Origin of the sequence: Dyadobacter diqingensis (assembly GCF_024220585.1) — a bacterium.
Taxonomy (GTDB): Bacteria; Bacteroidota; Bacteroidia; order Cytophagales; family Spirosomataceae; genus Dyadobacter; species Dyadobacter diqingensis.
In genome coordinates, this window is the sequence record NZ_JAMXKF010000001.1 from 259,963 (window position 1) to 284,401 (window position 24,439).

General features: G+C 41.8%; 17 protein-coding genes. 7 read left to right on the forward strand and 10 right to left on the reverse strand.

What is annotated here, in order from left to right; all coding sequences use genetic code 11:
• Positions 1-28: 28 nt before the first annotated feature.
• The 3 genes from M1L62_RS01055 to M1L62_RS01065 all read right to left on the reverse strand — a co-directional run bounded on the left by M1L62_RS01055 (position 29) and on the right by M1L62_RS01065 (position 3,483).
• On the reverse strand, positions 29-958 hold the full coding sequence (locus tag M1L62_RS01055) for a metallophosphoesterase family protein (RefSeq protein ID WP_254411146.1): 930 nt from the start codon (positions 956-958) through the stop codon (positions 29-31).
• Between the two features lie 159 nt (positions 959-1,117).
• Positions 1,118-2,218, reverse strand: a complete 1,101-nt coding sequence (locus tag M1L62_RS01060) for an alpha/beta hydrolase (protein WP_254411147.1) — start codon at positions 2,216-2,218, stop codon at positions 1,118-1,120.
• Positions 2,219-2,826: 608 nt separating this feature from the next.
• The gene (locus M1L62_RS01065) at positions 2,827-3,483 is read right to left on the reverse strand and encodes a hypothetical protein (RefSeq protein ID WP_254411148.1); all 657 of its coding nucleotides are present in this window, start codon (positions 3,481-3,483) and stop codon (positions 2,827-2,829) included.
• A gap of 238 nt (positions 3,484-3,721) precedes the next feature.
• On the opposite strand from M1L62_RS01065, the gene M1L62_RS01070 reads away from it, so the two are divergent.
• The 4 genes from M1L62_RS01070 (at position 3,722) to M1L62_RS01085 (ending at position 7,741) form a co-directional block, all read left to right on the forward strand.
• Positions 3,722-4,213, forward strand: coding sequence for an RNA polymerase sigma factor (locus tag M1L62_RS01070; protein WP_254411149.1), 492 nt, complete (start codon positions 3,722-3,724; stop codon positions 4,211-4,213).
• Positions 4,214-4,224: 11 nt separating this feature from the next.
• A complete protein-coding gene (locus tag M1L62_RS01075) occupies positions 4,225-4,836 on the forward strand; it encodes a hypothetical protein (protein WP_254411150.1) in 612 nt (203 codons plus the stop codon).
• 193 nt (positions 4,837-5,029) lie between these two features.
• Positions 5,030-7,156 (forward strand): type IA DNA topoisomerase, encoded by a 2,127-nt coding sequence (locus M1L62_RS01080; RefSeq protein ID WP_254411151.1) that lies wholly within the window; start codon positions 5,030-5,032, stop codon positions 7,154-7,156.
• 288 nt (positions 7,157-7,444) lie between these two features.
• Entirely contained in the window at positions 7,445-7,741 is a 297-nt protein-coding gene (locus tag M1L62_RS01085) for a hypothetical protein (protein ID WP_254411152.1), read from the forward strand.
• Positions 7,742-7,835: 94 nt separating this feature from the next.
• Here the strand turns inward: M1L62_RS01085 and M1L62_RS01090 are convergent, their stop codons facing one another.
• The 4 genes from M1L62_RS01090 to M1L62_RS01105 form a co-directional block, all read right to left on the reverse strand.
• Positions 7,836-8,516 carry an NAD-dependent epimerase/dehydratase family protein gene (locus tag M1L62_RS01090; protein ID WP_254411153.1) on the reverse strand — a complete coding sequence of 227 codons (681 nt, stop codon included), beginning with the start codon at positions 8,514-8,516 and terminating at the stop codon, positions 7,836-7,838.
• Positions 8,517-8,519: 3 nt separating this feature from the next.
• A complete protein-coding gene (locus tag M1L62_RS01095) occupies positions 8,520-9,083 on the reverse strand; it encodes a TetR/AcrR family transcriptional regulator (RefSeq protein WP_254411154.1) in 564 nt (187 codons plus the stop codon).
• A gap of 141 nt (positions 9,084-9,224) precedes the next feature.
• Positions 9,225-10,082, reverse strand: coding sequence for an SDR family NAD(P)-dependent oxidoreductase (locus M1L62_RS01100; protein WP_254411155.1), 858 nt, complete (start codon positions 10,080-10,082; stop codon positions 9,225-9,227).
• 62 nt (positions 10,083-10,144) lie between these two features.
• Complete coding sequence (locus M1L62_RS01105; protein ID WP_254411156.1) at positions 10,145-10,678, reverse strand: sigma-70 family RNA polymerase sigma factor; 534 nt, start codon at positions 10,676-10,678, stop codon at positions 10,145-10,147.
• A 386-nt stretch (positions 10,679-11,064) separates the two neighbouring features.
• On the opposite strand from M1L62_RS01105, the gene M1L62_RS01110 reads away from it, so the two are divergent.
• A complete protein-coding gene (locus M1L62_RS01110; RefSeq protein ID WP_254411157.1) occupies positions 11,065-11,700 on the forward strand; it encodes a response regulator in 636 nt (211 codons plus the stop codon).
• Positions 11,701-11,702: 2 nt separating this feature from the next.
• Here M1L62_RS01110 and M1L62_RS01115 read toward each other — a convergent pair whose 3' ends face one another.
• From M1L62_RS01115 to M1L62_RS01125, 3 genes are all read right to left on the reverse strand, one after another.
• On the reverse strand, positions 11,703-14,861 hold the full coding sequence (locus M1L62_RS01115) for a sensor histidine kinase (RefSeq protein WP_254411158.1): 3,159 nt from the start codon (positions 14,859-14,861) through the stop codon (positions 11,703-11,705).
• Positions 14,862-14,928: 67 nt separating this feature from the next.
• Positions 14,929-18,105 (reverse strand): sensor histidine kinase, encoded by a 3,177-nt coding sequence (locus M1L62_RS01120; RefSeq protein WP_254411159.1) that lies wholly within the window; start codon positions 18,103-18,105, stop codon positions 14,929-14,931.
• 176 nt (positions 18,106-18,281) lie between these two features.
• Entirely contained in the window at positions 18,282-21,455 is a 3,174-nt protein-coding gene (locus tag M1L62_RS01125; protein ID WP_254411160.1) for a sensor histidine kinase, read from the reverse strand.
• Between the two features lie 1,331 nt (positions 21,456-22,786).
• On the opposite strand from M1L62_RS01125, the gene M1L62_RS01130 reads away from it, so the two are divergent.
• Together M1L62_RS01130 and M1L62_RS01135 are read left to right on the forward strand one after the other, a co-directional pair.
• Positions 22,787-23,548, forward strand: a complete 762-nt coding sequence (locus M1L62_RS01130; RefSeq protein WP_254411161.1) for a hypothetical protein — start codon at positions 22,787-22,789, stop codon at positions 23,546-23,548.
• 82 nt (positions 23,549-23,630) lie between these two features.
• A complete protein-coding gene (locus M1L62_RS01135; protein ID WP_254411162.1) occupies positions 23,631-24,377 on the forward strand; it encodes a hypothetical protein in 747 nt (248 codons plus the stop codon).
• Positions 24,378-24,439: the final 62 nt, after the last annotated feature.

A 24,439-nucleotide genomic window follows, 5' to 3' on the forward strand; every position in this document is an offset into this window, starting at 1 on the left:
CTCAGCGAGCTGCCAAAACCGTTTTTATTTAAAGTCTGGGATACCCCATGTACTGATTGGTAAAAGAGCCGTCAGAAAACAAATCAATAACAGCATAACCGGGTTTGGTCTGCTGATTTTTACCAAACCAGTAATCTCCGCAAACCGCTCCGTTGCAACAATAAGTAATGCCGTTGTACACCACCTGATCAAGCAAATGAATATGCCCGCTGATAGCCAGCTTTATATTTTTGTGCTTATGAAACAGCCTGACCAGATCGCCGCAGTCGGTGTGCATCCAGCCGCCAGGCACATGCCAGTCGCCTGATTTAACATTTTGCCCGTCTAAAAACACGCAGGCGGAAAGGATCGGAATGTGTGAGACGATCATAACGGGTGTTGCCGATGCGGTTTTCTCCAAATCCTTTTGCAGCCAATCCATTTGCTGCTCGTCGAGTTTGGCGATATAACCTGCCCCCTCATCTTTGACATGCACACTGTCAAGCACGATAAAATGCCAGCCGCTCTGATCAAAACTGTAATAGGCCTGTGCTAATCCCAGATGATCTTTCGCGCGGCTTTTACCATCTGAAAATGAGGTTACGGAATGATCTTTACACAAGATATCGTGATTTCCGACACAGGTAAAAACAGGGAGTGAATTCTCATTTTTAAATACCTTGTGGTATAGTGCCCACTCTTTTTCAGATTTTTCCTGGGTCACATTCCGCGAACCCATCACTACATCCCCACCGTTGAAAATAAGATCAGGCTTTATATCCAGCGATTGCAAATGATGGAGACATTTACCCAAACCATGTGCGGCCATCAAATGAGGCTGAATATGAATATCGGTCAAATGTGCTATGCGCAGGGCACGCGTGGGAGCCACAAGCGGTTGCCGCGCCTCCGAGATTACAGGAAGCGACAAGCCACCTGCTATCAAACCAATGTTTTTCAATAAGCTTCTTCGCTGCATTTGATTTTTGAATTGGTTGTTCAAAAATCAAAATTTCGTTTCACCTCAAAGTTTTGCCTGGGTTATGATATTGTTATCATCACCATACTGCCTCGGGAATATAAATCTGAAAAAACCGCATGTAGTCCCCTCACCTGGACAGCCTATTAAAAATCAGCGTTAACGATTATCTGTTTTTATGCTTTTAAATATTTTATACTGTGTATCCAATACATATTTATTGAAACCGTGTGCGGTCTTTGGCAGCAGATAATATTTCTTTTGAGGAGCCTTAATATGACTGAAATACTTTTCCGATGCCTCTTTGGGCGTTAAAATATCCTCGTTTCCCTGAATCAAGTACACCGGAACTTTAAACTCCGCATTGTCCCGCATCAGATCAATGCCAGCACTCATCGAAGCTACTCCCAACTTACTGTCCCCTGTATAATTCACGAACGAATAATCATCGCCGTCAGCCCGGTTTTGGCTGTCTTTTTCGTTGTTGTAAGCAGGAGACTCCACAAACCAATCCTCAGGAGCCGGTTCAGAAGCAGCCTTTTCATACTTTTTCACGATCCTTAGCAGCTGACCTGTCTTTTTCGCTCTATCGTATGGCGGTTTTCCGATCGCATTCAGAACATCCAGCGCATCCTTGTCACTTTTACTTTCCGCTATTTTATAAAGCTTATCATACAAAACCGGATCGATACCCGGCGTGACGATTTGTGAATGTCCAACATAGGCGTAAAAAAGATCCGGTTGTTTACAGACTATCTTCACCCCGAGCGCAGATCCCCAGGATGTGCCAAAAAGAATAAGTTTGCGCTTGCCAAGATGTTTCAGAAGATATTGAGTTAAAACGACCCCGTCATTTGCCATCTGATCCAGCGTCAGTGGATTGGCCTGTAAGTATTCCGGTGTCAGTTCTGGTGGCGCACTCCTTCCGAAAGTTCTTCCACTACCGCGCTGATCCCATTGTACGATGATAAAATCCTTTTCAAATTCTTTGTAAAGGTTATCCGAGTAAGGGCTTATGGGACTACCAGGACCACCGTGAATAAACAGTATCGCAGGCTTTGACCGGTCTCCTTTGATTGTAACCCACTGCTCAATTCCATTGATTTCGATGAATTTTTCTTCCTGAATGATCTGATTTGGGTCTTTACTCTTTTCAGCGGTTTTACTTTGAGCACTAGCGGATAATGGAGATAATAATAAAATCAGGGCCAGTGTTTTGAATGAAAATATGGCGATTCGGTTGTTAAAGTTACCTTTCATGAGATGGAGTTAGCGTTCTTTCCGCAAGTAATAAATTAGTTTGTTACTTCGTACATCTACATTCGTTTTTACGTCAAACGGGTGAAGAATTTTCCGGATAACTATGCTAATTTTCCGGATTCTGCTCTGTCACCTCTTCGAGGTTTTGACTCGTGAATCTTACAACGTTTGCTATAATACTTTCAACCCTTCGGGTTTGTGAATTTGCACAATTGGTGAAATGCGATCAAACCTATGTACAACGAGACGATTGCGAATAAATAATAACCAACCCATTGCTCTGGTAAATTTTATCAAATCTATACGTAAGATACTATTTGTAAATTTGGGAAATAGCCTTAATCAAAGCTATCTACCACAGCGTATTTGGAATAAACAAAACTCATAGATAGCTCTGTCAAAAAAACACGCAAACCAAATCTCCCAATCCCGAAGGGATGACAGTATTATAGAAAAGATACGCACGCCACGACGTGGAAACCCCGTAGGGGTGACCGATTTTGTAAAGCCAAATTGTCAAAATCAATCCGAAATCCGCGTTGCAAACGCTGAACCGAAAAAACCTGATTACAAATCAGGTTTAGCGAAATTTGACTTAACAAAAAAACTCACTCCGGATCTTCACTTTTAAATGCGATGTCGGGATCACGGAACCAAACAGACCCAAAGGCGGAGCCAAACTTTTGGATTCGCGGACCCGACTGTCCATCCGCTAACCATTTAAAAAACAGCTTTTCTTTGTATAATAATATGAACGCTTCGCCATCTAAAACGTCATCTTTTTCCGAACGCTTATACCATTCAAATTCCTTGGTGACATCACCCTCCGATTCATTACGGGTCAAAATTCCTACTTTTTTATTCTTGTAATAATATGCATCAATCAAATTCCCGAATATATCCTCAGTAATCTCCACCCGGTTAAAAGAATAATCAAGATTTTCATCCGCTGATTCTTCATCAATAAACTGGCTGAATACTTCAAAGTGATACTCTTCGTCAATTCTGGAAACAATCAGTGCGGTGCAGACATGATACTCGCAAAAAGTACCTTCAATTTTAAGATAGAGCTCCTCTTCCAAACTAAACGGAATGCTGGTTTGGAAAAGATCAATACCTGTCTGCATCGTGCGAATTTCACTCCATCTCAATTTTCTACTGTTTGTTTTTTCGCTTTTTGCCGCCGCCCCAGGTTTTGTGTTACCTTTTGCAAGTAATTTTCCATAAGCTACTTTGGCCGCTTCTACGGAAAAATTCTGATCCATTTTCTCGGGTTTAAACGAAACATTTATTCAAAATACAAAATCAGTTACAAATTTCAGATGCCGAGTGGCTACTATTTTAGGTCTTATGAATTGAAATGCGTCATAAACGCTGAGCCAGAAAATCCCATGCGAGCCGAACAGATGGCAAATAGGGTTAGACGCTGAAAAACTTTACCTTGAAACATGTAATTTTTTTCCTCTTCCTGCGACTAACCTTACAAACACGACCGAATTGATAATGGAAAAAGAATTTATCAACCTGCTGAATCTGAATCGAGGGATTCTCTACAAAATATGCAGGGTGTATTGCAAGGAAGCCGCCGACCGGCAGGATCTGTTTCAGGAAATTGTGCTTCAATTATGGAAGGCTTACCCCTCTTTCAAACACCAGTCCAATATGAGCACCTGGATGTATAGGATCGGGATGAATACGGCCATTTCCAACTACCGAAAAGAGAAAAAAAGACAACCTTCTGTCGCCTTTTCCCATCTTGAAGCTGCCCTACCCGACTTATCGGACACTGATGACATGCCCCCTGAAACGACCGTGCTTTACAAAGCCATCGACCAGTTAACGCAGATCGAAAAAGCAGTTGTGCTGCTGTATCTGGAAGAAAAAAGCTATGAAGAAATGGCGATCATCCTGGGTATCGGCAAGTCGAACGTTGGCGTAAAGCTCAACCGGATCAAAGCAAAACTTGAAAAAATAATGAAATCTACCACCTTTTAAATACTACAACAATGAACCTTGACGAACTTAAAGCGGGCTGGAAATCACTGGATGAAAAAGTGGCCGCAACGCATCAATTGAGTGAACAAATGGCGCTTTCCATGATGAAAGAGCATTCCAAAAGCACTGTATCCAAAATCCAGGACAAGCTAAAAAAATTGGCTTTTTACTTTGCCGGATTACTCACACTTTTTATCGCTATTGTAGCCGGCAATCCTTTTGATTATCATAACTGGTACGAATATGTCCCGGCAATAGCTTACGCGATGCTGGTAGTAGCGGGACTTGAAATTATAGTCCGTGAAATTATTTCCATCAGCAAAGTGCGCCTTACAAAAAGTAATCTTCGCGAAAGTTTGCAAAGGATTATTCAGCTGCATGAAACCTATCAGTCTGTCATGGATACGGTTTGGAAAATCAGCATGGTGATCGGTTTTCTTTTAGGTGTTTCTCTGATGGTCCGTAATTTCGAAACTTATGGCTGGACAAAATCAGTATTGATCGTTATCGCAAACGCCATCTTTGTGGGCGCTATTTATCTGATTGCGAGAATAATCTTCAAAGAACTACCCGATTCAAATCTGGCCGAACTGAAAACAAATCTGGCTGAATTGGAACAATAACAATCCATCGTATGGGCGGTGTAGGGGCGGGTCTTGTACCCGCCCCATCCCACGCGCAGCCATCACCCGATAAAATGAAAACCATATTTTCCCGAAATTTTCCTGACCTTTGCATTCCCAAAATGATTGAAGCATAAACTGAATTTTTCAGACTGCCAAGGTTGTTTGACCAAAGTAATCTGACACAACGAATATGAAAGTTTGCATAGCTGAAAAGCCAAGTGTAGCGAAAGATATAGCCGAAGTGCTCGGAGCAAAACAGCGTAAGGATGGTTATTATGAAGGAAACGGTTACCAGGTAACGTGGACATTCGGGCACTTTTGTACCCTGAAAGAGCCGCACGATTATCACGAGCGTTGGAAATCATGGCGACTGGAAGATCTGCCGATGATCCCTGCAAACTTTGGCATTAAACTTATTGACAATCCCGGCGCGCTCAAACAGTTTGGGGTGATCGAAAACCTTGTTAAAAACTCAGAAGAGGTTATCAACTGCGGTGATGCGGGCCAGGAAGGAGAGCTGATTCAGCGCTGGGTTTTACTGAAAGCCAAATGTGCTGTGCCCGTCAAACGTTTGTGGATTTCGTCACTGACCGAACAGGCGATCCGCGAGGGTTTTGAGAAACTTAAAGAAAGCGAACAATACAATAATCTTTATGCCGCCGGCAGCGCCAGGGCCATTGGCGACTGGCTGTTGGGCATGAACGCGACCAGGCTTTTCACCAAAAAATTTGGTCAGGGAAAAGTGGTGTTATCGATCGGACGGGTGCAAACTCCGACGCTGGCCGTGATCGTACAGCGGCAGAAAGAAATCAACGCTTTTGTATCTGAAGAGTATTGGGAGTTAAAAACAATATACCGGGAAACGGAATTTACTGCAACCATTGACAGGATCAAAAAAGCAGAAAAGGCTGAAAAAGGGTTGATATATTTAAAAGAACATCCTTTTGAAATTACCTCCTTCGAAAGAAAAGAAGGAAAAGAAGGTAATCCGAGGATATTTGATTTGACTTCCCTGCAAGTTGAATCAAATAAAAAATACGGATATTCTGCCGAGGATACGCTCAAACATATTCAGAATTTATACGAGAAAAAGTTTGTCACCTATCCAAGGGTTGATACCACTTATCTTTCCGAAGATTTGCATCCGAAAATTGCCGGTATTTTACAGGACCTGAAACCATACAGCAACCTGACAGCACCGCTTCTGGAAAAGCCGATTCCGATGTCAAAGACGGTATTTGATGATAAAAAGGTAACAGATCACCACGCCATCATACCTACGGGCGTTTTCCCAAATCATATCAGTATTGATGAAAAACGGATTTATGATCTGATCGTAAGGCGTTTTATCGCTGCATTTTATCCTGAATGTAAAGTATCCAATACAACGGTTCTGGGAAAAGTGGGACAGGTCGAATTTAAAGCAACCGGAAAGCAGATTCTTGAACCGGGGTGGCGTGAGGTTTATGCCAATGATGCCAGCGCAAAAAAAGAAGCGGCGGAAGAAGAAAAGTTAATGCCTGAGTTTGTCGTGGGCGAGAGCGGCCCGCACGAACCACGTATACACCAGGGAAAAACCTCGCCGCCTAAGGCTTTCACAGAAGCAACATTACTTCGCGCAATGGAAACGGCCGGAAAAATGGTTGAGGATGAGGAAATGCGGGAGCTTTTGAAAGATAACGGAATTGGCCGTCCGTCCACCCGCGCCAATATCATCGAAACGCTTTTCAAACGAAAATATATTGAAAAGAAAAAGAAGAACCTTTTTGCCACTCAAACAGGAATTGACCTGATCGACACCATTCAGAACGAACTGCTAAAAAGCGCAGAGCTGACCGGAAACTGGGAAAGAAAACTGCGGTTGATCGAAAAAGGCGAATACTCGATGGAAACCTTCAAACAGGAGCTTATCCAGATGGTGGTGGACCTGACCAAAGAAGTTTTATCGAACCGTGGCGGCATGATCAGCATTTCACAGGAAGTTCCGGCAGTGATCGAAAAAGAAGAAAAGGTCAAAAAGGAACCCAAACCCAAAGAACCTAAGGAGGAAATATCGATTGAAACCCTGAAATGCCCCAAGTGTAAGGAACATTTATTAAAAAAGGGTAAAACGGCCTATGGATGTGGAAATTTTCAGGTTTGCGGCTTTAAAATCCCTTTCGAGTTGATGGGTAAAAAACTGACTGACAAACATGTTTACGATTTATTAAGCAAAGGGAAAACTGGCAAAATCAAAGGATTACTCATCCCCGGAAGCGAAGCACCGATCGATGCCAGGCTGGTGATGGGCGGAGATTTTAATATTGGGGTTGAATAGTTCTTTTCTATGAAGAAATTACCGTGTCAAAAATCAGTTTACACAAAATAACAAGGTGTCAGCTTTTTCATCGCGGCCAAATTAATACGATTCAACCCAAAAGTAATTTAAAGGCTTCGATAAAATTTCTTTTGTTTAATATAGTATTAATCCTATTTAACCTAAGTACTTACTACCATTCACTAAGTTTTCTTCATTTTTCTTCGTCGCAGTTCCAACCTTTTGCGGTCGTTAGCAGTCTTTGTATTAGATTTGCACATGTTTACTATTGTAAATTAAAATTTAGCTATGAAATCCTTTTCTACGTTTGCGATTGCTGTTACGCTTTTTGTGCTTTGTCTGATTGAGAAAGAGGCCAAACAACGTGATCTTGAAGCACAGAAGAGCAACAAATATCTGGCCGACAGCCTTAACATCAATACACCTGCAATAGATGCTCCGGCCTATGCAGATCTTCAAAACGAAGAGACTAATCTTTCTTTGGAAAAGCTTCCATTCAACGAAATTGCCCTCTCTGATTCATCTGCGAAGTCATTGGAGCCTACTCCTTTTCTTGGTAAATTACCATTACTAAGCAGCTTCTAAGTTCAGATAAAACAGGATAATGGGAATGGTACGGTGTTAGCCAGGGTTTAGGTTATAACAACCGGTACGCGGATCACGAGAAAAGTAAGCAGTTTTAGACTTTTCCAAGGCTAATGATATCCTTTCCATCAATGATCGATTTCCCGGATCCCGACACGGCCAAATGAATCATGGCCTGACCCAGTTCTTTCAAGGTACAGAATCCAGCGGGATAAAGCGCGCGCCCAACGGGAAACAACCAGCCGATGTAACTGTAAAATCTCAACGTATTTTTCAGTCCTTTTGTTGGCTTGATAAAACCCGGGCGGAAAGCGTAAACCTTTTTAAAAGGCAGTTTCATCAGGTCATTTTCGGTTTTCCCTTTTACTCTCGCCCAGGCGGAACTACCCTTCTCCGAGCTATCGGTCCCGGCGCCGGAAACATAACAAAAAGTCATAACATGGTTCAAACGACTTAATGTTTCCGCCATATGCATGGTGAGCGTGTAAGTCATTTTGAAATAATCATCTTTGCTTACTCCAACAGAAGAAATGCCCAGACAGAAAAAGCAGGCATTAAAGCCGTCTAACTCGTCTTCAATAGCCGATAAATCAAAAAAATCAGCGTGAATAATCTCTTTCAGTTTGGGATGCGAAACGCCGCAAGGTTTTCTGTTGATCACCAAAACGTGTTCTACCTGATCAGAAAGAAGACATTCATGCAGCACACCTTCTCCAACCATCCCGGTTGCACCCGTGATGACTGCACGTACTTTTACCCCGCTATTGATGCTCATATTTTATTTGGTTAACATATCCCAGAGCAGCTCAAATGTCTGCCCGATAATCTCATCCTGTTTTTGCTGCGTCAGCTCCGTGTTTAGCAAATATTGATACACGCCATACACATGACCTCCCAGAGTTGAGCTGATCAGCTGCTCGGGAAACGGTTTGAAAATTTCACCTGTAACCCCTTCCCGCAAAAGCTGTAAATGGAGCCGTGTTTGTCTTTCGATATCCTCAGGCGAAACCTTGGCCAAATGCGGCGAGAAATGAAATTGCTGTATAAAATAAAACTCAGGTTTATGCACCAATCCCCATTGGAGGGATGCTGTATAAAGATTTTTCATCTTGTCTTTCAGCGAGTCCTTTTCCTTTTGTGTCTCGGAAAGATGCCGGTTGAGGTCGTCTTTGATGTGGTTATACAGGCCGACAATTAAATCTTCTTTGGTTTTGAAATAGTGAAACAAAGTTCCGTTGGCCACACCCGCTTCCTTGGCGATTTTACTCGTTGGCGTGCCGTGAAAACCAAATTCCACAAAAAGTTTTAAAGCCGCAGCTAGTATTTCCTGTTCCTTATTCATTTATAGATTGACTGATCACTCCATAAAATTAACCTAATATTTCTAAGCGGCAAAATTTTTGATATGCTAAATGCACTGAAAAATTTAAAGACCTGAACCAGTCTTTGTCAAACCGGTTCGGGTGCTATTGTCAATTGAATATCAAGAAGCCGCGCCCAGCCAGGCTATCGTTTTCCGATACAGCAATGCCCTTTCTGCCGGATCATAAACCTTTTTTGTAAACTGACTTTTGTCTTTCATATGAAAAAACTGTCCTGTCTCCCTGGTTAAAGCTTCATCCGTCGCCAGCTGGTAAGGCGCTTCTCCCGCGATGGCGAGCGACATTTCACGCAACATGATTATTTTCATGATCAGCCGCATAAAAATACTGTTAAGCTTTTGGGTGCTATTTTTGGTCTTATACAACCCCGGATACAATGCGTTAACCGTAATTCCGGAATCCAGCAATTGCTCAGCCAAAGTGACCGTCATCATCGCGTTAGCGAGTTTCGTATTGTTATAGGTCCATCCGGGTTTGAAATCACTCCCGAAAGGTGTGGTTTCGATGTTTAATTTACCCATCCCCTGCATTCTGGCGGAGGTGTTTACATTGATTATTCTGCCGTTATTATTTTGTTTTAAAAGCGGCGTCAGGCCCGTAGAAAGTATGTAAGGAGCCAGATAGTTAACCATAAAAGTCAGCTCAAAACCATCTTCATTGATTACTTTTTCCATCATGGTAACACCCGCGTTGTTAATCAGCACTTGCAATGAACTTATCTCCGATTTCACTTTTTCAACCAGCGCATAACATCCTTTAATACTGGAAAGATCACCCTGAATACAGCTTACATTTTTATTTTTCGTGGCGTCAATAATCTCCCTAGCTGCATCCTCCCCGTTGCTGGCATCTCTTGATGTAATGATAACGTGAAAGTTATTTTTGGCAAAGGTCAGTGCGATTTGTTTGCCAATACCTGTGTTTCCGCCGGTAATAAGCACTGTTTTCTGATTTGTCATAATCTGTGAATTTTAATACTTCACCTGACAGACGTAACCTTCTCAGAAAAGACGCAGCTTTTTCAATTTATTTCTCTCGGCCTGATAAAATCGACCACATTTCCATAAGAATCGGTAGTCAGAAAACAATTTCCGGTGATCTGTTCTTTCAGTTTTTGTCTCGCCCGCTGCACGCGGGATTTCACTGTGCTGATATGTAGTTTCTTCTCATTTGCATACACGGTCTGGCTCATGCCATGCAACTCAACCGCTTCCAGCAATTCCCTCTGCTCGTCGGGCAACAACTTCAATAACATGGCAATACATTCCATCATGGACTCATTCCCTTCATTCACAGGCTCGGCCGTATGCGGCTGTACTAAGAACTGCTTCTGGCTTTTTCTGTGATGATCTACCAGCGTGGTATAGGCAATGCGTTTGAGCCAGGAGGTTAACTTTTCGCTGTCTTTAAGTGTACTCAGTGATTCATGTACCTTGATAACAACCTCTTGCGTGACTTCTTCGATCAGGTAAGGATCGGATGTTAACCTTCTCACATAATCACTGACAGACTTGTAAATTTCCCGATACAAAACCAGTGTGTGCTCCTCTCTCATCTTCAAATAGTCATTTTTTTAGCACTAATTTTTTATAAAAATTTTGATCTTACTATAAATTGCCTGTAAACGGTGCTGAATAAAAAACAGCAGCGCATTTCGACTTTCGGTTACTTATTAAATCTATAAAAAAATTATAAACCAAAAGTTAACAGGATTGGAAATAATGTTGCTTATTGCCTGATGAAGTTCATGAAGAGCAGCCCTGTCATTAACAAGTATTTTACGCTGGCGTTTTTTGGTACTGTCGCGATCCGTAAGCACATTTCTGTGAGCGGGTACACTCAAAATTTGTCACTAAATAATAAATAACGGTTAATTAATTTTACATTTTAAATAAATAATTCAGTATTTTTGTTAATTAACACCCCCACTCAATCAGCTTTATGAAAATACTTATTGTTGAAGATCATCCACTTATACGGTCTGGTCTTAAACATTTGCTGCTCGAAGCAACTCCTGACGCCACCGTAACACAAGCAACAACTTTTCCACTGGGATTAACGATGCTTGACAAAGAAAAATTCGACCTCCTGATTCTGGATATCGATATCCCCGGCGGAGAAAATATCAGGATGATGGAAATTGTGCGGCAAAAGCAACCTGACATTATGATCCTGATAAACTCCGGATACGACGAGCAGGTTTATGCGCTCCCATACATGCAGGCAGGCGCAGACGGATTCCTTTCCAAACAGGCAACAGAAGACGAATTTTATGCCGCTTACCGCTCCCTGTTAAGCAAAGGGAAGTATGTCAGTCACCGTGTGCAGCAGACGTTATTGACCAGTCTGGGCAGCAATGGCATCAAAAAAACAAAAAATCCACTGACAACATTATCTCAAAGAGAAATGGCTGTGATGCAGCTGCTCACCGAGGGAAAATGGACAAAAGAAATTGCCTCGATTCTGAACGTAAAAGAGAATACGATAAGCACCTATAAAAGAAGGATATATGATAAACTCGAAGTATCCGACGAGATTGAATTATCTAAAAAAGTATCACTTCTTAGAAATTACTAACCTCAATCGAAAAGCAGATGAAAATGGGTTCTGTCGGTTTGGCTCACTTTTAAAGTGATGCCAATCAACGCACCCACTTCCTTAACGATCAATAACCCCATTCCGGTTTTTCTGTGGATTTTCTCAGAAGATCCGGATATGTTTTCGTCACTTTCTTTATTATTAATAATTTCAAACAAATCATCGGGGACGCCCGTTCCGGTATTGGAAATGATCAGTTCTACATTACCATTCTGGTGTATTTCAGTTTGAATACAGATATCCCCGTCATGCGTAAATTTAGCCGCGTTATCAATCAGGTTATGGATCATAATTGATAACATCTGATAATCGGAAAATACCAGCAAACCGCCAGGCACCTGATTAGAAAACGCTGACCCATTGTGGATAATCACATTTTTAAGAATTCCCAGTTTGTTATCAATCAGTGTTTTGAGTTCAATTTCCTCAAATTTCATCCGGTTGCCATATACCTGAATTTTGATATAATCCAGCAAATCCCCAAGCATACCACTCATCCGTTTCGAGGAATCCGAGATCAGCGAGCCTAACACAGAAACATCATTAAATTTGCCCTGATTGATCAATTTAGGAATTCCGCCGGATGTAAGCGTTATGAAATTGAGAGGTGACTGCACATCATGGGTCATAGAGGTAAGCAGCCTGGACAACAAATGTACCTGCCTGCTCATATCATTTTTGGAGTCTTCCAAATCAACCAACGCCTTGTTGAGACTTTCGGTACGTTTTTCAACAACCTTTTCCAGTATGGCTTTTTCCCGTTTTATCTGCCTTACTTTAAACTTATTGTAAAAGTAAACCGCGGCCAGCAGCACAAGACCCAGCAAAAGTTTTGCCCACCAGGTCTCATACCAAAAGAGTGGGACAATAAAACAGACCTTTTTGATTGTATAGTTATCCAGACCGAAACCATTCAGTTTCCGGATCATTAACGTGTAATTTCCGGAGTTAAGGCTGGAAAACCGGATGTCAGACTCTTTGCTGTTGATTGGAATCCATTTGTTTTCCAAAGATTCTTTGCCTTTTTCTACCAACGCGTAAGAAAGGTTCAGGTTGTAATCGTTACCAAAATACGGTGTCGAAAAACTTAACCTGACCTGCTCGGGATTTAAAGGAAAACGAATCGTGTCACCCGAGAATGATAAAGATTTCTGGTTCATTTCCACCTTATCAATGATGATCTTTCCGTCCGGGCCGTTGTTATTAATGTCCTGCGGTTTAAACCATACCAACCCGTTTAATGACGGCAACGAGAAATAACCATTATCAAGTTTTACCGCGCAAGGCTCGCATCCACCGTTAAATTCATTGGTATTAAACCCTTCATCCTTGGCATGATACATGTAAAACAACTTGCCCGGACCATTTCCGCCAGTTCGCTTATCTTTCAAATCAGCATATTTCAACAGGTCTTTGATTGCCATTTGGAAAAGACCTCGATTAGTCGGAATCCATAAAAAGCCATGACCATCATTGACCACACAATGCGGACTGGCCAGATACCGATCCTTATCCAGCGGATAAGTTATAACGTCCCCATTTTCCGTCAATAACATAATTCCCTTATCAACCGCTGTAATCCAGGCTGCCTGATTCCCGAAAACATGAATACTTTTGATGTGAAGTCCCTCGGTCCCCTTAATTAATTGTACCTTTTTCGAAACAATGTCAAGGGTGTACATACCCTTATACGTACCAATCAGCAGTCTCGTTGGGCTAAGCGAACGAATGCTGGAAAAATTCAAAAGCGGTCCCTTAATGACAAATCTGGGAGCGGCTGTTACATCATTTTCACCTATTTGGAATAACCCTTTGTTGGCTACACCAATCCATATCATGCCTGCTTGGTCGCTATGAATAAAGTTTATTATATCGGGTAGACGCCACTGTCCTGTTATCCGTTCATTTTTTTGATCCAAATGATAAAGGATTGGATCCTGCTTCGTCCAAATCGTATTGTTTCTATCTTTTATCAGCCCCCAGCGATCGAAAGGATTTGCTTTTGCAATCGCTGGAATAACTGTATTAAAGGTCTTACCTGACACAGAGTCTCTACCAAAAATCTGACCTCTCGATGTCAAAACTGCATTTCGGCGATACGGAATTTGTGAATAAAAAACATTATCCATATGACTCCCTTTAACCGTCACACTCGAAAACCGATGTTTTTTCAGTATAAAGAGTCCTTCCGTAAAAGTTCCCAAATACACATGTTGATTAACACTGTCGTAATGTATTTTCTCTATGCCCTTTCCAATCAAATCAAAATCTTCGACCAATAGTTTTGTAACCAGGCTCCCATCAGCTTTTTGATCTAAAACGTATAAATTCTTACCTAAATACAAAAAGGTTTGGTCCGAAACATTATTCCAGAAAATTTTAATATCCTGTTTAAAGCTCGCAAAATCACGGTGTTTTATGATGTCTCCGATTAGTGGAAATTTTATGATTTCTTTGTCAAAAATAGCAGTGAATGATTTATCATCATTGAAGTTATAAAGCCATTTACCAACTATAAAGAAGTTCCAAGGAGACACGGCAGGAAAACTTATTTCATATTCTTTCTTCCAGTCTCGATAAAAACTAACTCTCCTATTCTTCCAGAAATAGAAATCACTATTTTTATCAGCAGTATTTAGCAGATAACCGGAAGGGATGAACACAGTGGAATAATAAGTTGGAAGGCCTACCGACTCAACTACATCCCCGTCCAGGGTTAATAGCTTCTTTTTTCTTGTTTCATAGTACAGAGTATCCCACGTCGCAAAACCGTTCTTAATTCTAACACAATCGCGATCAAAATAAGCATAATTAACCTCGCTCCGTTCGACACCTTGTTCTATTTTGTCAAAAAAACGTGCCCTTTTTCTAACGCCACGTAAATAGGATACCCGATTGCCCGATGTACCAAGACTGCCCTTATTAAAAACAAAAAACTTGTTCCCGTCAAACCGAACGAGTCCCTCCTCGGTTCCAAACCAAATGAACCCCTCGGAATCTCCAGTTATATCTTTGATGCTGTTTTGCGGTAATCCATTTTCGGCCGTGTAGTGCGTAATGGTATAACCCTTCTGAGCCAGGACCTGCCCGGACGAAAGAATTTTCAGACCAATAAGCAAGACGAGTAAACTTCTCTTCATATAAGCCGGTGATGTTTGTTGCAGCGCTATATCAGCAGAATTGATTGAGCTGTCGAGGCAGCAATTTTCACTCAAAAAATAAATGAAAACGCGTCATTTCAGTTTGCGTCACCTTTAAATTCACACCGATCAGGGCGGCCACTTCTTTGACAATGAGTAAACCCATTCCTGCCTTTTTCCGTGGTTTTCCGGAAAACTCAGAGACGTGTTCTTCTTCGGTGCTGTTGATCATTTCCATCAATTCCTCCGGAACACCTGTTGCCGTGTTCGAGATAGTCAGTTCTATTTTGTTATCAGAATGTATAACGGCCTGAATACAAATCTTTCCGTCATGTGTAAATTTGGCTGCATTGTCGATCAGGTTGTGAATCATGATTGATAACATCTGATAATCTGAAAACACCATCAAACCAGCCGGAACGTCATTTGAAAATACAGACCTGTTGAGCGTGATCACATTTTTCAGGATTTCCAGTTTATTTTCTACCAGGGGTCTGAGCTCAATCTCTTCAAACTTCATCCGGTTGCCATAAACCTGAATTTTAATGTAATCCAACAGATCCCGAAGCATGATGCTCATACGTTTGGAGGAATCGGAAATCAGGTCTCCGACATCGGACACATCATCCAGTTTCCCCAGATCAACCATTTTCCTTATTCCTCCCGAAGTCAGTGAAATATAATTGAGAGGCGACTGCACATCATGCGTCATGGAAGTAAGCAACCGCGACAGCATATGAATTTGCCGGCTCATTTCAGTTTTTGACTCTTCCAGATCCACCAGCGCTACATTAAGCCGCTCGGTACGCTTCTCAACAACTTCTTCCAGTCTGGCATTTTCCCGTTTGATCTTTCTTATTTTAAACTTATTGTAAAAATAAACCGCAGCCAACAGAACCAGACCAAGTAAAACCTTCGTCCACCAGGTTTCATACCAAAAGAGCGGTACAATGAAATAGACCTTTTTTATGGTGTAATTTTTAATACCAAAACCATTAAGTTTTCTGATCAACAAGGTATAATTCCCGGAATTAAGGCTGGAAAAGCGGATATCGGATTCTTTACGGTTCATTGGAATCCAGTCAGACGGCAAAACCTCAGCATTTTGCGCTATCAATGCATATGAAACATTCAGGTTATAATCGTTCCCAAAATAAGCTGTCGAGAAATAAAGCCTGACTTGCTGAGGATTTAAGGGAAAACGAACCGTATCACCCGAAATCGGCAACGATTTTCTACCTACCTCCACCTTATCCAGAATGATACCTCCATCAGGTCCCTGGTTGCTTAGATTTTCCGGCTTAAACCACACAAAACCACTTAGAGACGGTAGGGAAATGTAACCATTGCCAAGTTTGGCACTGCATGGCTCACAACTGCCATTAAATTCGTTGGTATTAAGCCCTTCATCTTTGGCAAAATACATATAAAAAAGTTCGGCAGATGGAGCTGTTGAGCTCTCAGACGATACTGCATCAGATTTTTTTAACGCGGCATATTGAACGAGATCTTTTGCGGACATTTTAAACAATCCGTTGTTGGTAGGAATCCACAAATACCCCCGTCCGTCATTTACTACACAATGAGCACTCGATAGATATTTTTGTTTGTCCAATGGAAAAGTAGTCAACTTATCCTTTATCAACAGCATTAACCCTTTTTCGTGTGCGGTAATCCACGCATGGTCCTTATCAAAAACATGCACGCTTTTGATATTCACCTCGTTGGTACCCTTTACCAGATATACTTTTTTAGCCTTTAAGTCAATCGTGAATAATCCATTACTTGTTGCTGCCAATAACCGGTCCGACGACAGAGATTCTATATCCTGTACTGTCAAAACGGGGGCTTTAACATATCTATAAGCAATATTATCCTTCTTGCTCCGATCAATATAGTACAAACCTCCACCATTTAAACCCACCCAGATATCCCCCTTTTTATCCTGATGTATGGATTCTATAAGAAATTTAAAGGTCCATTTTTTTACGACTTTCTGCGTCTCATTATCTATATGAAAAAGATCCTCGCCCAATTTCGTCCATATCGTATTATCCCGATCTCTGATGATGGTAAGTTTGTCGGTCGGGTTAACTTTCTCTATATGCTTAAGTACTTTGGTAAAGACCCGTCCTGTCACGGAATCTCGACCAATAATTCTACCCATTGAGGTTAAAACTGAATTGTCTGAATAAGGTATCTGGCCGTAAAAAACATTATCCCTACTATTACCGTCGATTGTAAGTGCCTGGAACCGTTGTTTGCTTAAAATAAAAAGCCCCTCAGTTGCACTACCCAGATATACTTTTTGATTAATTCGATCATAGTGCACCTTTTCTATCCCGCGTGCTATCAGATCAAAATCCTCGACCAGAAGTTTAGTCGTAAGCTCTCCACCCTTATTCTGATTCAGGATATACAGATTCTTTTCCAGATAAATATAAGCCTGATTAGAAATATGATTCCAAAAAAGCCTAATGTCCTTTTTGTGATTCCTGAAATTAGGGTCATTGAGAATATCACCGGCAGGAGCCATTTCCATTATTCTTTTATCCAGAAATCCAGTAAGACTCAGATCTGGATTCAGATAATAAAGCCAGTCTCCAATTGTAAAAAAACTCCATAAATCTGCATTTGATCTGTTGATTTCATGCCTGTTCTTCCACTTCGAATAATAACTGATCCTATTTTTTGAACAAATGTAAAAGTTGCTATCATCCTCTCCGGCAATCAACATGTAATATGGAAAAAATGGCTTGCCACTGTACGTGCTCGGAACCCCTTCTGCGTGAAAAAGCAGATTATAATCAACAATTTTGCTAATTTTTTTAGCCCTAGAATAATAGTATCCAGTGTCAGGTGTCGCACGCCCCTTTTCAATCCTAATACCGCAGACATTAAAAAAAGCATAATTTACAGCATTACGCTCCATTCCTGGTTTATCGGCCGACCAGTTTCCGGTCCGCTTCACACGTCGTAGGGAAGTTATCCTTGTAAATATACTTGGAAGATGCAGGTTAAAACGGTTGAAGAGGTAGAACTTGGTACCATCGTACCGGACCAGCCCGTCTTCAGTGCCAATCCAGATAAAACCTTCGGTATCTGCGGCGATACCTTTAACACTATTCTGCGGTAAACCGTTATCACCCGTATAGTGGGCAACGGTGTAATGTTTTTGTGCCGGCAAAATACCAGGCCACAGAAATCCCAGGAAAATTAACAGGGTTAATAATCTACGTCGCATACTGACAATTTTCTTTTTCTGGAGGGTGTAAATTGAGCGCCGCATGTTTACGGAAGTCGGCTGTAAATGTAGTAAAGTCCCAAGATATTCTACATATCAAATAGTAATGTCTATACACATATAGAACAATTTCAAATAATGACTCACCTGTCACAAACACCTCCGTTTCTGCGTTTTTATTCGAAAAACAAATGAAAACGGATCATATCGGTCTGAGTTACTTTCAGCGTAACACCTACCAGAGCGGCAACTTCCTTTACAATCAATAAACCCATCCCAACTTTTTTACGGTATTTCACCGAGACGTCCGTAGAACTAATTTCCTCATTGTTGTTGATCATTTCCAAAAATTCATCCGGAAGACCAATCGTACTGTTCGCGATAACAAGTTCAATCCTTTGCGTTTTGTTTCTTTTTGCACTGATCTGAATACTACCGTTCTGGGTAAATTTGGCGGCGTTATCAATCAGGTTGTGGACCAGGATTGACAACATCTGATAATCCGAATAAACAGAAAGATCTTCGGGCACCTCATTCACATAACCCGATTCGTGGTGAAGAATTACGTTTTTAAATATAGCCAGCTTATTATCTATCAGCGCTTTAAGATTTATCTCTTCAAACTTCATCCGGTTTCCATACACCTGGATTTTCACATAGTCCAGCAAATCCCTCAGCATCATACTCATACGCTTGGAAGAATCCGATATCAGTGTACCCAGATGTGACACGTCTTTAAGATTTCCCTCATCGATCATTTTGGGAATCCCCCCGGATGTCAGCGCTATAAAATTCAGTGGGGACTGCACGTCATGCGTCATCGAGGTCAGCAGCATGGACAACATCTGGATCTGCCTGCTCATGTCTTTTTTTGAAGTTTCAAGATCCAGCAACGCATTGTTAAGCCGCTCGGTACGTCCGCCTACGAGTGCTTCGAGACGTGCATTTTCCCTTTTCATATTTTTGACTTTGATTACATAAAACAGATAGACGCCGGCAATCATCACCAGCACAAATAACACAGTAGCCCACCAGGTCTGATACCAGAGCAGCGGCACAACGAAGTATATTTTTTTTATCGTATAATTACTGATTCCAAAACCATTGAGTTTCCGTACCAGCAGCGTATATTCTCCCGAATTCAGGCTTGAAAAACTAATATCCGGATTGTCATTGTCGACAGCGATCCAGTCGCCGGGACGCACGGCAACATTTTTTTTGACCAGCGCATAAGACAAATTCAGATTGTACTTGTGGCCGAAATATGCAGATGAAAAACGCAGCTTAATATACTGCGGGTCCAGCGGGAAATGCAGCGTATCTCCCGAGAAGGTCAAAACTTTATTGTTAACCTCCACCCTGTCCAGAATAATACTGGCTTCCGGCCCGGAACCCCGGACTTCATCGGGTTTAAACCAAACCAGACCGCTCAAAGAAGGCAGTGATATAAACCCGTTTTGCAATTTCAGTCCGCAAGGCTGACAGGAACCATTAAACTCGTTGGTATTAAAACCCTCTTCACGGCTGTGATACAGATAAAACAGCTCCGTCGGTAAGGATTTATTTGCAGTACCCTTACTTTCACCGGCCGATTTCAATTGTGCATAATGCAGCAAATCCCGTTTGGCAATCTGAAAAAGTCCCTTATTGGTTGGCACCCATAAATACCCCTTTCCGTCATCCACGATGCAATGCGGACTGGCCAGAAACCGGTTTTTATCCAATGGGAAGTTCACTACTTTATGATCACTTCCGATGAACATAACCCCCTTCTCCTGCGCCGTAAACCACAGCTCTTTCGGTCCGGCAGCGTAAATACTTTTAATGAACAAACCTTCTGTCCCAGGCAATAATGAACATTTCCCCGAGCTTACCTGCAGGTTATACAAGCCGCTTTCCGTACCAATCAACAGATTTCCGGGGCTCGCTGAGGCCAGGTAATTTACTTTAAGATTCCTTAGAAACCGTTTTAGCCGCGCATCAAAGTCCGACGGATCGATACCATATAAACCCGACTTGGTCATTCCGATCCAGATATAACCCGTATCGTCCTTATAAATCACTTTAATTTCACTCCCTAGTTTCCATACCCGATTCACCGACAGATCCTTTCTGTTTAAACGAAGCAGACTTTGCCCTTCCTTGATCCAGATAAAACCCTGGTCATCACTGAGCATACTTCGTTTATCTTCTGCGTTGGTCAGGTGCATCGCAGTAATTTTGGCAGATATTACTGAATCAGAGGCCGCCTCTTTACGGATCATAATACCGTTTGGCGTCAAAACAGTATTGTTTTCGTAGTCCAACTGGCCGTAGAAGACATTTTCCATATCGTCTCCTTTTGTTAACAGCGTTTGAAATCTCTGGCGCGTCAGCACATAAAGCCCCTGCGTGATACTCCCCAAAAACAACCGCTGATTTTTCTCATCAAAAAAGACCGACTGAATATTGGCAGATTTCAGGTCAAAACCCTGCATGATTAACTGCGTGACAAGCTTTCCATTCTGCTGACTGAGTTGATAAATATTTTTGTCCAGATAAATAAAAGCCTGAGCCGAAGAGATATTCCAGTATATTTTACAATTGCTTTTTTGCGTTTTGTCAGCCGGGTTCTCTGTGATATCACCGGCAAGCGGCTGCGCGACATCTCCCCATTTAGAGATCAACGTGATGGTACCATCCCCGTTAAAATGATAGAGCCTCCGGTCCAGTGTAAACAAATTCCAGACTGAGCGCCCCGCAGTATTCACCTCTGAACTGATCTTCCCTTTTTCAAAATACCTGATACGGCTGCTGTCGCACAGATAATAGTTATTGTCACCACAACCAGTCGGGATCAGATAGTTTTCCGGGACAAATTGTGTACTCAAATAGTGCGGTATCCCGGCAGCAAGCACGGTTTTATCAAGACCACTGTTGGCGGGGAACTTTGGTTTTAATTGCGATTTATAATAAAGTGTGTCTAAAACGGCTTTCCCTTTTTCGATCCGGATAAATTCGTCGTCAGGTACGGCTGTATAAATAACCTTCGTTTTTCCAGCGTCCGCCGCCTTCGGGTTAACAAGGGACGGCATCATGACAAAAAACCTGTTATTGGATATCTTTAAATTTGATTTATTGAAAACAGAAAAACGCTGACCATCGAAACGAATCAAACCATCTTCGCTGATCATCCAGACAAAACCTTCCGAATCCGCTGCTATACTTTTGATACTGTTTTGTGGCAGGCCATTGTCTCCCGTATAGTGAGAGACCGTATAATGTTTCTGAGCCGTGAGGTATCCATGTGACAAAAAACACAGAAAAAACACGATATGAAACAGCAAAGTCCTGTTGTTAAAAATATTCATATCACAAAAGAAAGATTAACCGGGTTTAGCTCTTATCCAGGCAGATGAACCGCAGGAAAACAAATTATTGCTTTTCTGTTTTACGGTAGATTTTAAAAAAGTCACGATTATTCGTCGAATTTTTTCGAATATTTATTTCTTCCGGGCATATATCATGGCTGCTGTCGGCTTTTGGCAGTCAGCAACCGGCTTTGATACTCCGGATTAGCATGTTTCTCGAATAAATTCTATCGCGGAAGGCTCCGTCAAAATTTGATATCATGCACTCCATTTTGGGGTCATCTTTTTCACTCCTGATCACCGAGCAAGGGCTTCCCATTTAACTTATTTAATAAGACGTAGAACTACTACGAATATCCTACGTGAGGTTAAAAGGTTACAACAAGAGATGATTCTATGGATAAAAACCTGACGGTCTACAAATTTTCAAATTACGCTTTCTGAACTTTGTATTGCCCGAAACTACAATACAAACAAGTGATCAGGCAAACACAACCCTAAATAATAACACACACGTTTTATGAATCATTTATATTTCAGAAATCAATGGCTGGCTATCAGCAGCCCGATTTACCCCATTCAGCCGACAGATCCTTTGGTACTCAACACACTTAGAAGGAAACTGCTCTCCCTGCACGTGTCTATCATATACGTTTGAATTTGCGTTCTCCGCTAAAAACGTATAAGATATAGCGTTTTACTCTGCTTTTGAAAAAAAAGTTATCTACCGGTTTGTGCACGTCTGCCGTCGGGACGGATATTATGTGACCGAAATTACGAAATAATATACAAATAAATCATCTCAAATTAACCTCTACAAATCAAAGGAACTATTTCTACAAAACGGAATTCCGACATCTACAAGTAAAACTTCTGGTAATTGCCAGATTTGAACCGTAATCAGATTTGGAATAAAACTTAGTTTTTCTTAACCATTTTACACCACAACACACATGAAAAAACTCTACGCTCCTATTTCAGGTAAGAACGTCTGGCCTAAGTTACTGGCATTGTTCGTATTACTGGTACTCACAGCCATGGCCCGAAGGTAAAGGGCAGCCGTTTACCTCATCTCGTTATCCTTATTGAACCTTAACCATCACGCATTACCGGACTTTCCCGTAAAGCGGGGAAGTCTGTTTTTAACCTGTTATAACCTATCGAACTTATTACTGTAACCCAACTTAAACGATCACACACATGAAAATCACTAAAACACGCATACAAAACATTCTACATCGGGGCTGTTTTACAACCGTAGAAATCGTTCCGAATTATTAACAACTATTTCATTTTTCCATTTTATACACACAGAAACAAAGTAAAATCAAATGAAAACAAATCCACTCTCTTCAAAAACAATTCGCGTCGTGATGTTTGCCGCAGCGCTGACGATGAGTATTTCTTCCGCTTTCGCACAGGTAAAAATCGGAACAGCGCCAACCGTGATCGGAGCGAATTCAAATCTGGAAGTCGAAGCTAACAACAATAAAAAAATTATTGCCGACAAGGTGTCCGGTACATTGAAGGTTGAAAATAAACCATCTTCACCCGTGACCGACAGTCTCGTAACAAGAGATGCTAACGGAGAGCTGCATCAGATGTCGCCAAGCCGGCTGATAACCCAGCAAAAAGTCCCAACGATGGTTTTCTCAGGAATCATGACAGCCAGTTATGTCATACCGGTGCTGACAACCAACAACGCACCGGGTCAGCAGATCCCGCTAGTGCCCAGACCCGGGTTTACAACCGGATGGGACGCCACTGCAAGAGTATTCACCATTCAAAAAGACGGCTACTATCAGATAGAAGCGGGACTAAGTTGCGCAGGAACCGGAGCAGGCGGTGGAACGAATCAGGTAACCCGAATATGGATCAGCAATTTTTATAGCGGCCTGCCAGGAGGACCTTTTGTATACGGAACGGCCCCTATTTCCACTTCTTACGGAGATACACAATCACTGGTCTGGTCGGGAGCATTTTCGGCCGGAACAACTGTAAATCTGAATGGGTACACTGTACCCCTTGGAAACGGCCCCGCAACAACAGGCAATTGTGTGATCGGGTATCTGAACATTACCAAGCTGGATTAGAAGTTCCCTGTTATCGATGAATAATCATAAACATACTTTTAGAATTTCAAAAAAACAATTCGAACACAAACACACTAATCAAATGAAAGCAAACCCACTCTCTTCAAAAACAATTCGCGTCGTGATGTTTGCCACAGCGATGACGATGAGTATTTCTTCCGCTTTCGCACAAGTGAAAATTGGCACAGCACCAACCGTGATCGGAGCGAATTCAAATCTGGAAGTACAAGGGACCAACAATAAAAAGGTTATCGTCGATAAGGCAACCAGTACATTGAAAGTTGAGAATAAACCGCTTGCCGCCGCAGAAGATAGTGTTGTGACGCGTGGGACGGATGGAGAATTGCATCAGATTTCAAGCAAACGACTACTGGAACAACAAAACATTCCCATTACCATTTTCGAAGGAACACTGAACAACAATCAGGCTATACCAGTCATCGTAACCAATAATTCACTTGACCAACGCATTGACCTTACACCGCGTCCAGGATATGCAGGTGTATGGAATGCCTCAACCAAACAGGTTACACTTCCATCTGACGGATATTATCACTTCGAGGCCGGAATCAGTTGCCTTGGAACAGGGCCTGGCGGATCGTCAGTATTGGTTACCAGGATATTTATCGAAGGATATGTGGCACCATACGACTATAACTATGCACCGATCGCCAGTGATTTCGGAGTTTCAGGCTCGCAAGTCTGGTCTGGAATGTACACGGCCGGAACAACTGTTAGCATGAATGGCTATATCAGCAAGAGAACCATAGACCCCGCTTACCCTGCCAACTGTACATCGGGTTATTTTAATGTTACAAAAGTTAAATAATTGATTTAGTGCAGACTGTGTATGCTTGGTCTTTAAAGCGTTTGCAATGCGATTTTGAAAGG

Bases quoted from the DNA above. Each gene is read 5' to 3' on its own strand.
- M1L62_RS01055 (WP_254411146.1), bottom strand. From the start codon at position 958: ATGCAGCGAAGAAGCTTATTGAAAAACATTGGTTTGATAGCAGGTGGC.
- M1L62_RS01060 (WP_254411147.1), bottom strand. From the start codon at position 2,218: ATGAAAGGTAACTTTAACAACCGAATCGCCATATTTTCATTCAAAACA.
- M1L62_RS01065 (WP_254411148.1), bottom strand. From the start codon at position 3,483: ATGGATCAGAATTTTTCCGTAGAAGCGGCCAAAGTAGCTTATGGAAAA.
- M1L62_RS01070 (WP_254411149.1), top strand. From the start codon at position 3,722: ATGGAAAAAGAATTTATCAACCTGCTGAATCTGAATCGAGGGATTCTC.
- M1L62_RS01075 (WP_254411150.1), top strand. From the start codon at position 4,225: ATGAACCTTGACGAACTTAAAGCGGGCTGGAAATCACTGGATGAAAAA.
- M1L62_RS01080 (WP_254411151.1), top strand. From the start codon at position 5,030: ATGAAAGTTTGCATAGCTGAAAAGCCAAGTGTAGCGAAAGATATAGCC.
- M1L62_RS01085 (WP_254411152.1), top strand. From the start codon at position 7,445: ATGAAATCCTTTTCTACGTTTGCGATTGCTGTTACGCTTTTTGTGCTT.
- M1L62_RS01090 (WP_254411153.1), bottom strand. From the start codon at position 8,516: ATGAGCATCAATAGCGGGGTAAAAGTACGTGCAGTCATCACGGGTGCA.
- M1L62_RS01095 (WP_254411154.1), bottom strand. From the start codon at position 9,083: ATGAATAAGGAACAGGAAATACTAGCTGCGGCTTTAAAACTTTTTGTG.
- M1L62_RS01100 (WP_254411155.1), bottom strand. From the start codon at position 10,082: ATGACAAATCAGAAAACAGTGCTTATTACCGGCGGAAACACAGGTATT.
- M1L62_RS01105 (WP_254411156.1), bottom strand. From the start codon at position 10,678: ATGAGAGAGGAGCACACACTGGTTTTGTATCGGGAAATTTACAAGTCT.
- M1L62_RS01110 (WP_254411157.1), top strand. From the start codon at position 11,065: ATGAAAATACTTATTGTTGAAGATCATCCACTTATACGGTCTGGTCTT.
- M1L62_RS01115 (WP_254411158.1), bottom strand. From the start codon at position 14,861: ATGAAGAGAAGTTTACTCGTCTTGCTTATTGGTCTGAAAATTCTTTCG.
- M1L62_RS01120 (WP_254411159.1), bottom strand. From the start codon at position 18,105: ATGCGACGTAGATTATTAACCCTGTTAATTTTCCTGGGATTTCTGTGG.
- M1L62_RS01125 (WP_254411160.1), bottom strand. From the start codon at position 21,455: ATGAATATTTTTAACAACAGGACTTTGCTGTTTCATATCGTGTTTTTT.
- M1L62_RS01130 (WP_254411161.1), top strand. From the start codon at position 22,787: ATGAAAACAAATCCACTCTCTTCAAAAACAATTCGCGTCGTGATGTTT.
- M1L62_RS01135 (WP_254411162.1), top strand. From the start codon at position 23,631: ATGAAAGCAAACCCACTCTCTTCAAAAACAATTCGCGTCGTGATGTTT.